At 37.1% G+C, this 10,534-nt stretch carries 10 protein-coding genes; 1 reads left to right on the plus strand and 9 read right to left on the minus strand.

The features are described 5' to 3' along the window. The 7 genes from aroA to ON15_RS09405 all read right to left on the minus strand — a co-directional run. Positions 1-1,234: 3-phosphoshikimate 1-carboxyvinyltransferase (aroA, locus tag ON15_RS09375; protein WP_010581233.1), on the minus strand; the 1,234-nt coding region annotated here is incomplete at its 3' end. Further along, positions 1,221-1,772, minus strand: a complete 552-nt coding sequence (locus ON15_RS09380; RefSeq protein ID WP_010581234.1) for a hypothetical protein — start codon at positions 1,770-1,772, stop codon at positions 1,221-1,223. The genes ON15_RS09380 and aroA, both read right to left, overlap by 14 nt. Positions 1,773-1,784: 12 nt before the next feature. Further along, complete coding sequence (aroC, locus tag ON15_RS09385; protein WP_010581235.1) at positions 1,785-2,951, minus strand: chorismate synthase; 1,167 nt, start codon at positions 2,949-2,951, stop codon at positions 1,785-1,787. A gap of 42 nt (positions 2,952-2,993) precedes the next feature. Continuing rightward, positions 2,994-4,436, minus strand: coding sequence for an MFS transporter (locus ON15_RS09390; protein ID WP_010581236.1), 1,443 nt, complete (start codon positions 4,434-4,436; stop codon positions 2,994-2,996). A gap of 307 nt (positions 4,437-4,743) precedes the next feature. Beyond that, positions 4,744-6,111, minus strand: coding sequence for a magnesium transporter (mgtE, locus tag ON15_RS09395; protein ID WP_010581237.1), 1,368 nt, complete (start codon positions 6,109-6,111; stop codon positions 4,744-4,746). Between the two features lie 11 nt (positions 6,112-6,122). Then, the gene (locus ON15_RS09400; RefSeq protein ID WP_010581238.1) at positions 6,123-7,016 is read right to left on the minus strand and encodes an RluA family pseudouridine synthase; all 894 of its coding nucleotides are present in this window, start codon (positions 7,014-7,016) and stop codon (positions 6,123-6,125) included. Then, positions 7,000-7,806, minus strand: coding sequence for an NAD kinase (locus ON15_RS09405; protein WP_010581239.1), 807 nt, complete (start codon positions 7,804-7,806; stop codon positions 7,000-7,002). Before ON15_RS09405 ends, ON15_RS09400 begins: the two co-directional genes overlap by 17 nt. Before the next feature lie 200 nt (positions 7,807-8,006). On the opposite strand from ON15_RS09405, the gene ON15_RS09410 reads away from it, so the two are divergent. Then, positions 8,007-8,633 (plus strand): DsbA family protein, encoded by a 627-nt coding sequence (locus ON15_RS09410; RefSeq protein ID WP_010581240.1) that lies wholly within the window; start codon positions 8,007-8,009, stop codon positions 8,631-8,633. A gap of 55 nt (positions 8,634-8,688) precedes the next feature. Here ON15_RS09410 and ON15_RS11290 read toward each other — a convergent pair whose 3' ends face one another. Both ON15_RS11290 and ON15_RS09420 read right to left on the minus strand, forming a co-directional pair. Then, the gene (locus ON15_RS11290) at positions 8,689-9,693 is read right to left on the minus strand and encodes a competence protein CoiA (RefSeq protein ID WP_010581241.1); all 1,005 of its coding nucleotides are present in this window, start codon (positions 9,691-9,693) and stop codon (positions 8,689-8,691) included. Positions 9,694-9,797: 104 nt separating this feature from the next. Beyond that, a complete protein-coding gene (locus ON15_RS09420) occupies positions 9,798-10,514 on the minus strand; it encodes an adaptor protein MecA (protein ID WP_010581242.1) in 717 nt (238 codons plus the stop codon). Positions 10,515-10,534: the final 20 nt, after the last annotated feature.

A 10,534-nucleotide genomic window follows, 5' to 3' on the forward strand; every position in this document is an offset into this window, starting at 1 on the left:
ACAAAAAGAAAAATTGCTGCTTAGATCGCAACGCGGCAATTGCCAGCATCATTCCAATTCGATGGTCACCATAGCTTTCTAATTGGTCCGTTTGCTGCTGCCAACTGGAAATTCCTTGAATGATCATTCCGTCTGGCAATTCCGTAACTTGAACTCCAAGTTTTTTAAGTTCAGCTGCAACCGTCGCGATCCGATCCGTTTCTTTGACTCGCAATTCAGCTGCCCCAGTAATCTTGCTTGTTCCACTGGCACAAGCTGCCAATAAAGCCACCAGCGGTAATTCATCAATAATCGCCGGGATTTCGGCAGCTTGAATTTCAATTGGCTGCAATTGTGCTGAACGAACTTCAATTTTTCCAAGCGGTTCACCATCATTTGGCAAATAATCAATTTCAATTGCTGCACCCATTTTTTTCAAAACACGCAGAATTCCTGTCCTAGTAGGATTTAAGTTGACATTTTTAATAATTAAATCAGAATGTGGGACGATCGTAGCAGCGACTAAGAAAAAAGCTGCTGATGAAATATCACCAGGAACCTTGATTTCTTGGCCAGTTAATTTTGCTCCCGGTTCAATCCTGATTGTCAAATTGTCTGACGCTGTAGTGATCTTTGCTCCAAATTTCTGCAACATAATTTCTGTATGATTTCGCGTTGGAAGTTTTTCAATAATGGTGCTTGGTTCTGCTGCCTGCAAAGCAGCAAAAATCAATGCACTTTTTACTTGGGCACTTGCAACTGTTAATTTAACCGTACTTCCATGCAAAGAATTTCCTTCAATTTTCAGTGGCAAGGTCCCAGTTGATGATGGAATAATTTTAGCTCCGAACTGGCTAAGCGGCTGACTAACTCGTTTCATTGGTCGGCGACTTAAGGATACGTCCCCGCGTAAATAGCTGGTAAAGTCTCTGCCAGCCAAAATTCCCATCAAAAGTCGGGCCGTCGTACCAGAATTACCCATTTCCAACCAGTTCGCAACTGCTTTTAAGCCTGAAAAGCCTTGACCGCTGATGATTATTCGTTGACGGTCAGTTTTTAGTTCGACGCCTAAAGCTTGCAGAGCCTTTAATGTTTGTTGGCAATCATTTGACCACAAAAAATGATCAACGACTGTTTTACCATGGCTGATTGCACCAATCATCAAAGCCCGGTGCGAAATGCTTTTATCTCCAGGCATCTTTAATTCACCGCGTAAACCATGTTCTGGCAATCCAGCTAATTTAATTTTTGACATTTGTTAGTTCTCCTTTAATATGATAAACTGCCCAAATCATCTGTGGCTCAAATTTTTTAATTATTCTTTCAAACGGACGAATCTGAACCAATCGTTGGTTAGTCAGGACATAGCGACTATCAGTTAACCGATATTTTTGATAAGCTAAGTACTTACTAGCTGAGCAGTTGATTTGGGCTGTGGGAATGATTTGTGATAACAAATCAGCTAAGGCCGCATGTGTATCAGCTAAATTATTTGAATTTTGGGTGTTTTCCAATAAGACTAAAGGTGCTAGCGGAAATATAAAGGCATTCTTCAAAGTTAACTGATTTAAATTACGATAATGCCATTGACCCCAAGATAAATTCAGCTGGCTTGATCTAAAAGCGGTCGGGATCAATAAATAATCACCTGCCAATTGGGGAAGTTCGACAAACAGCTGCTCAAAGCTTGGATGAAGAATTATTTCGCCAGCCTCTTGAATCAAGTTTGCTACAAAATACTGTGCAGCCTGGTTGCTGTCGGTTTCTGCAGGCCCAAGCGTATGAACTCTCAAACGGTCACCTTCTTAATATTCACGAATTTCTTGACGATAAGCACTTAACTGTTGCTTAAGCCGAGTCAAGTTACTGCCATCAAAAGTTGCCGTAATTACCTTGGCTAATTCAATCGCGACAACACTTTCAACTACCAATGAAGCTGGCACGATCGCCGTTGTATCAGAGCGCTCAACATTAGCTTTTTGTACCTGATGAGTAGTCAAATTGACGCTCGGCAAGGCTTTGTATAAAGTTGGAATAGGCTTCATTGCAGCTTTAATAATGACTGGCATGCCATTGGTCATCCCACCTTCAAAACCGCCTAAATGATCTGATGTTCGTGCCCATCCGTTAGTTTCATCCCAACAAATCGGATCCATTACCTGGCTGCCAAGCCTTGCAGCCGCCGTGAAACCATCACCAATTTCTACTCCCTTAATTGCATTGACTCCCATAACTGCTGCTGCTAGTTTAGCGTCTAGTTTAGTGTTCCAACTAGTATAGCTTCCCAAACCAGCTGGTAAATTCTCAACGACTACCCGAATTATTCCTCCTAAGGTATCACCAGCCCTTTTAGTTTGATCAATCAACTGATGAATCTGTTTAATTTGTGTTTGGTCAATTATTCTTAAATCATTAAGTTTAATTTGTTCTTCAATTTGCCTAACATTAGTGGGCTGATTACTAACCGCTTCAATCTTGCCAACCTGCTCAACATAGCCAACCAAGTTAATTCCCAGCTGAGCTAGCAATTGTTTACAAATGGACCCAATAGCTACACGCATCGCTGTTTCTCTAGCGGAAGAGCGCTCCAAAACATTTCGCAGATCTCGTTGCCGATATTTCATTCCACCAGCCAAATCAGCGTGCCCAGGACGAGGACGTTCGACCTTGCGTAAAGTATTTCTTTCATTTGCAGGACTTGATGGATCCATGATTTTTGACCAATGAGAATGATCAATATTTTTTATTACTAACGCTAAAGGAGATCCCAGTGTTTCTTGATGACGAACACCGCCAACCAACTCAACTTGATCATGTTCAATCTTTTGACGATTTCCGCGTCCATAACCGCCTTGGCGCGCCGCAAGTTGCTGATTAAGTTGTTCAAGATCCAAATGAACTCCGGCTGGAAACCCTTCGATAATCCCAGTAAGTTGTGGGCCGTGTGATTCACCTGCTGTTAAATAATTCATTTAAAAAGCCTCCTGTATTTTAATGCTTTTTTTCTTCAAAATTTAAATTTTTTCTCTTTGATTGGCTGCTTGATAGTTTCGCGAATTTTTCATAATCTGACGATAAATATCTTGTAAATATGGTACTAACTGCTGATCTGAACTTTCAACAGCAATTTTTTGGAGAATCACTTGTTCACGAGCTCGATCTAAAATTGGCTGGTGTTCCTGTTCCTTAATTTGGCCAACTTGATCAACTGCTCGAAAACGCCGCTTCAACAAAATAATAATGCCTCGATCGATCAAAGATATTCTTTGACGAACTGTTTTTAAAGTCGTTGTGTTTCTAAGTAATCCCCAAGTCACCATAACCAACCCCAAGCCAATTACACAAATGATCATGTTAGACCTCAAAGCCAGCGCAACACTTGTTTTTGAAAGCCAGCCAGTTAAAATTGGAACTGAAAAAAGTGCCAAGCTGCCGAAAGTAAAAAAGATCCCGGTCAAAAGGCCCTTGATTCGAGGAAATAACTTTAAAAACAAATTTAAGCCAGTTTGCATCACTCCGCCTGCTGCCGTCACACCAAAAGCAAACGAAGCAATTGCCAGTAAGTTGAAATTTTGTCCCCAACAAACTAATGTCAAACTCACAAGTGCCAATAGGTTCAAAATTAGAAGTAGCGTTGTTTCGCTAACATTTTTTCTTAAAAGTGCAAAAACGATTAATACTCCAACGATTGAGCCAATGCTATAAATTGACAACAGAAAATGTGACTGCCAATTTGAAAAATTTAGTTCAGCTTGAGCATATAAACTGATCCACTGAGTATACAAAATCATGATTGCCATCGATGTATAACCATAAAGTGCTAAACAGACAGCCAACCAGTTCTTTTTCATCGCTTTCAGTTGCAGACTGCCTTGTTGCGAAACTTGTGTTATCGTATTAGCGAGTGGAAACTTGACTGGAATAAACAATCCTAAATTTATTAGTAAAACAAATGTTGGTAAAATAAATGACCAGCCAAACCAAAGCTCTCGGTTCTCTAAAAAAGCAACGAGTAACGGTAACACAAATTCCCCGGCAGACATGAAAGCTTTGATCAATATATTAGCTGAACCATTATTTTTACCTAATTCAATAAACGTTGGGTAAGTTCCCGTATCAAGAGCTGAATTAGCAACTCCTGCCAAAATAGCTAATAAATAGGCAATTTGAATCGTTGGTGCAATCAACATCCCACTGAAAAAAATCAAGTAGCAAATTATTCCAAAATATATAAATTTTTTGCGACCAAAACGATCAGCTAAAACTCCAAGCACCAAGTAAGCAAATAATTTTCCAATGCCGATTCCTGAGATTACATAGGAAACCGTTGCTAATGGTTGCTTCCACAAATCACCCAGCTCTTTCATATTCTGAGCTAAGATGATCAATCCGATTCCATGAACAAAGTAATTTAAATATAAACAGGTCACCAATCTAGTACGATTACTTAATCTCATCTAAAAACCTCCCGAAAAAAAAGACCAGCTAGATTTTTGCATCTAGTTGGTCTTTTACTAACTCTGTTTGCCAACTAGATTTTTTGTCTAGCTGGCAAAAATGTCTTTACGCACCTAGACACGAACTTTCCAATCCGTGTCTAGCACACAAACACGGACTTTACTTAAAGTAAGTAAAGCCATAATAGTAATAAAATTGTGTTTGTGTAAAAACTGACATTTAAAATTCCCTCTTTAAAATTATGATATTTTTATTAAACAATGATTAAAAAATAAAGTCAAGTCCTAATTCTAATTTCAAAAAGTCTTATTGTTTAAGAATGAATCTTAAAAAAATTTGTGCAATATTAAAATAAATCAAAACTGAGGTCAAATCACTAAGTGTCGAGATAAATGGGCCGGAAGCCACCGCCGGATCAACGCCCAGCCGATTCATTAACATTGGAATCAGTGCTCCAGCCAAATTAGCAACAATAATCGCACACATCATTGCTAAACCAATCACTAAACCTAAACTAAAGTTTTGTTTCCAAATGCCAACAATAACCATAATTGTTGTGCCAGTGATTAAACCAATTAACAAACCTGTTAATAATTCTGAAAAAATGATTTTTAACAAACCACGATGATCAGCATCCTTATCCGCTAAACGTCTAACAGCAACTGCTAAGCTTTGGGTTCCAGCGTTTCCAGCTGTTCCAGTGATTGAAGAAATAAAAACGGCTAAAATGCTGGCTTCGCTGACTAAATCTTCGTAATGTGAAATTAAAGAGGCCGTCGACATCCCCAGAAAAAGCAAGGTTATTAACCATGGCAAGCGTTTGATTGCTGCCATAACAGGATTATCAGGATTTTCATCAATATCAACACCAGCTAAGCCAGCATAATCCTCTGCAGATTCTTCATCAATAACATCGATCACATCATCAACCGTAATAATTCCAATCAATTTATTATCAAAATCAACTACTGGTAATGCCAAAAAATTGTAATCACGAATAGTTTGTGCGACTTCCTCCTGATCAGTATCAACACGCGTCGAGATTACTTGTGGACTCATGATTTCACTAATCAAAGCATTATCTGAAGCAGTTAACAAATCTCTTAAGGTCACAATTCCGATCAACTGTTCTCTTTGATCAACTACGTAAACATAATAAATTGTTTCTGCTTGTTTTGCTTGGATTTTTAAAACATGCATGGCCGATTTAACTGTTTGGTTGCTTAAAATCGCCACAAACTCAGTTGCCATGATAGCACCGGCAGTTTTATCTTGATAATGAAGCATTTCTCTGATCTCAGCAGCCTTTTGATCTGGTAAAAAATGAAAATACCGCCCTAAATCTTCTTGTCGGGAATTTGCCAAGATATCGACGACATTATCGGTGTACATAGCCGAAATTACTTTAGCCGCATACTTAGGAATCATTTCAGCGAAATATTTTGCACCAATCGCTTTATCTTCAAGTTCATTAAATGCATCCGCCACTTCATGAGCTGTTAGATAACGATATAAACGCTGTCGTTGCTGAAAGTCTAATTCTGTGATTATTTGTGCCTGCTGATAAACGTGTAACTTTAAAAAAAACTGCCGAAAACGCGTAGCTGATTGACTATCAAGTAATTTAGCAATTTTATTTTGTTTAGTTTGATGGTTATTTTTTACTTCCGTCATTTTTAATCCTTCTAATCCTGCTTCAGCAAATAGTTTTTCATATCTTTCGGAAGTTGACAAGTTATTTCAATCATCTTGTTGCTTAATGGCTGTTGGAATTTTAAACAATAACAATGTAGAGCTTGCCGCTGTAACACTTGATTAATCTTTCCACCGTACAAAGTATCACCAATTAACGGATGACCTAAATAAGCACAATGAACCCTAATTTGATGCGTTCGCCCAGTGTGTAACCGCAAATAACAAAAGGCTGCTTGAGCAAAATTTTGCTGCAGCCATAGTTCTGTTGTTGCTGGTTGACCGTCATTTTTAGCCACTTGACGTTTGATCAATGAATTAGGATCTCTGGTCAAAGGCAGTGCAATCAACGAGTGAAAATGTTGAATTCTGCCTGTCAAAATAGCAGCATAATCTTTCTGAACTTTAACTTTCAACGAGTCATTTAACAATGAATGCGCAAAACGATGCTTAGCAATCAATACCAATCCAGAAGTATCACGATCGAGTCTGGTAACAATATGTGGAATAATATTTTGGTATCCGCGAATCTGGTAATATCCCCAAATTCGATTGACTAATGAGTCATTTGGATGAAGCGGAGAAGGAATTGAAGCTACTCGAGCTGGTTTATTGATGATTAAATAATCTCGATCTTCATAACAAACCTCAATTGGAACAAATGATGGCTGTAAATTTGGTGAATTTTCCGCCGGCAATCCGAGCGTCAATTGATCCCCCGGAAAAATACAATCAACTTTTCGACAATTTTGGCCATTTAATAATAAGCATCCTCCATGATGTCTAACAGCTGTCAACAAGCGCCGTGAAACGCCCTGATGTTTAAGAAAACTTTTAATTTTAATTTTTTGCGGTTGGTGGCTAATCCAATTAATTTCCAAATTCATTGCCAATAAATGCATCCTGAACTCGTCGCCAAAATTGCATATGCCGATATTTAGCAAAATGAATGCTCTTTTTTGAAATTTTATATCTGATTTGTTCGATCTGCTTTCCATGAAAAGTATCTTGATCGACGGTTAATATATAATCAGATTGACGATCTGGAATCAAAGTTATCCAATCGCTAGGAGCAATGATCATCGGTGAACTTAATGTCCGAAATATTCGATTATTGATTGAACTAATCTCAGTAACTTGCAAGACTTTCAAATTAGGATGGATTACCGCACCTCCCAATGATTTGTTGTAGGCCGTCGACCCAGTTGGAGTTGAAATGCAAAGTCCGTCTCCACGAAATTTTTCAAAAAATTCACCGCCAATGTAAACATCTGTGACCATAGTAGCGCTGTTTCTTTTTAAAGTAGATTCATTTAGCGCTAAATAATTAACAGCTTTAGCTAACCCTTGATACTTAACCCGAATATCTAGTAATGGATAATTGACAGCTTGTCCATTATCCGACTGTAAGCTGACAACTAAATCATCGATCTCATCTTCGCGCCAATCGGTATAGAAACCTAAATGTCCAGTATGAACACTTACAAAACGGACTGTGTCAATAATTGCTGCATACTTATGAAAAGCAGAAAGCAATGTTCCATCGCCACCCACTGTCACGACTATATCTGGATTTTTTTCATCATAAATAAAATGAGTATCGGCAAACTTTTTTTTAAGACGTTGACTAATGATCGTCGAACGACGGCCCTCATTTGCATAAATTGCGACTTTCATAAATAACCTCTTCTAATTCGATCTAACTAATTGAAGTCTGTTTTACATTGCAACCATAGTTTACCATACTGTTTTAAATAATGCCCCTTTTAGAAATGAAAAGAAATTGTAAATCAGAATCATTGAAAAAATTTTTTTATTTGTTAAGCTATAAGTAGCTCAACAAAATCATCGCATTTTATCTTAATGGGGGAAAAACGGTGTTAGAATTATATCTCTTCATCAATCCAATTGGCACCAGCTGTTTTAATTCAGAACAAAATATCCTAAGGTTGGCTGAAGTCTTAAAAGATCAGCTCAAATTTCGTTTCATACCTTTTATCAATCTTGAAACGATTTCCTCAATGATGGTGGAAAATTCTTTACCACTGAATAATTTAAATTTGCGAAATCTGCTTTTCCAAAAAGCTTATCAAGCGTCGCTAGATTACAAAGCTGCTTTATTTCAGGGAAAGAAACGCGGTCGTGAATTTTTGTTAAACTTGCAGCAAGAAATATTTGAAAACAACATTTCTTATTGCGATCAACTCGTTCAACAAATTGCCATCACTAGTCACCTCGATTGGGAAATGTTCACCAATGATCGTCGTTCGAATTTTACAGCTAATTCATTTCGCCAAGATCTGCAGATGGCCGCTGAAATGAAAGTTCACAGTTATCCAACAATTGTAATTTACAATTTAGAAGGAATTGATTGCGGAGTTTCTTTAACGGAGTGTAATTCTTATCAGTTACTAGAAGACTTGTGCAATGGAAAATTAAACGATCTTTTAATTAACCAAGATAATTCTAAAAATCAAAACATTCCTCATTTGCATACTTTATAACCAAGAAGCTTTTCATTTATTAAAGAACTGTGTTTAATAAATGAAAAGCTTTTTATTAAATTGTGTATTCTGTCACTCTAAGTTGCTGTGCTTTTATAAAAAAGTAATTTTGGCTTTGTTTTAAAAATAGCTGTGTATTCAACAAAGGCAGCTGATAAGTTTGCCAAGTAACCAACTTTAAAGCTTCTGATTGTTGAAGGCCTTGATAGTTACTTCGCAAAAGCTGACTTTGCCAAATAAGTTGTTTGCTGATAAAAAGTGGATAATTAAGAGAAAAAGGCAACAGTTTCACTCCCAAGTTTCTAAAGACTACCCTTTGTTGATACCAAGCCATTTGTTCCTGAAATAAATTTCCTTGACAATATGAACAAGCTTTTAAAAAATTTTTTTGTTGACGTTGACGCGCTTGCAATGATAATTTTAGCGGTTTTGAGATCGTTCTCATAAACTTTTGTAATTTTATAAGATCAGTTGTCTTAAAACAGCGATACTGTAAATTTAAAAAATCAGGTTGCTTAATTTGATAAACAAGTATAAAAATTCCTTGATCAGAAAAATAATAAATTAAATAAAAGCCCAGATTTGGATGCCATTTCATAAATTGAGCAATTTGCTGCGTCAATTTTTTTCTAGGAAAGTGACGTTTACCAAGGATCCACCAATATCTTAATTCCTGCTTGACGTAACCAAGCGTTCGTCGTTTAAAAGTTGTTAACTTAAGCGGCGCGCATTGAAATTCAACGGCTAATAATTTATCACCTAAGTCCACTAACAAGTCAGGTCGCTGTTTTATTTTAGGCAAATAAACTTCTAATTTACAATAATAGCCGGCTTGTGAAAAATTAGCTAATAGTTTTATTTTTCCTGTTAGATGCTCAACAGTCTCCCCTTCTTCATGGGCAGGACATTGATGATAGTGTGCAAAATGTGGCATCCTCAATCTGCCTCTTTTTAAGACCACCATTCCGTGACAGATTGGACAAGAAAACTGGTGATTGTCTGAATTTAAAACTTCAAAAGCAGTTACCTTTTTACCAGCGGAATTTTCTGCAATTAACATTTGACCACCTCATTATTAATTACGTCAATTACTTTCTAAAAAACTAAAAAGCAGCTGCAAATTTCTTGCAACTACTTATCCGCTTCAAAGGCTTATTCAATTACTTATTTAAAATAGTAACGTGCTAATTCAAAGGCTGAGGATCTCAGCAAACATTTTCCACGTTCGTCTAAAACATCATGTTCAAGACTAACATGTTTTCCAAATTCCTCTAGAACTGCCAAAATATCATAAATTTCAGCTTCTTCAATTTGTTCAGTAAAGAAAACAACATCTAAATAAAGAGTCTGATTCAATAAATACAAACTCGAACCAAGTTCATCGGTTTTTAAAGCTTTAGCCAGTTGAACAAAATCCTCAAAATCTGAAAATGCAAAAACATAATGTTGACGTTTGAAACGTTCGTCATCTATATATCCAGAAACTCCATCACCATCGTCCTTAATTGCTGCTTCAGATTCATTTTTTAAAATATTTAAACCACCATTTTTAAGATAATCCGCCAAAGTCTGGCCATTAACTAATGAAAAACCAGCATCGTCATCACCATTAGTCTGTGAGCCCGACTTTTTATTTCCCTTAGCTGTTGCTTTGCTGATAAATAACTCAAGTCCATTGCGACTCGGCAGTAACTGAAAAGTAACTGCTTCATTTTCTCGAAACTCATGATCCACATCAACTTCTTCTAAAATACTATAAAAGAAGCTTTCAATTTCCTTATGGTTCCCCAGCAAATCAAGAACAGTAATTCCGCGCTCGTTCAAATCTTCATTTTCAAGTAAAACACGAATGGTATTGTCATTGATTTTTTCCATTTCCATTTCCGGTCAACCACCTTTCC

The sequence above is a fragment of the Liquorilactobacillus vini DSM 20605 genome (assembly GCF_000255495.1).
GTDB classification, from domain to species: domain Bacteria; phylum Bacillota; class Bacilli; order Lactobacillales; family Lactobacillaceae; genus Liquorilactobacillus; species Liquorilactobacillus vini.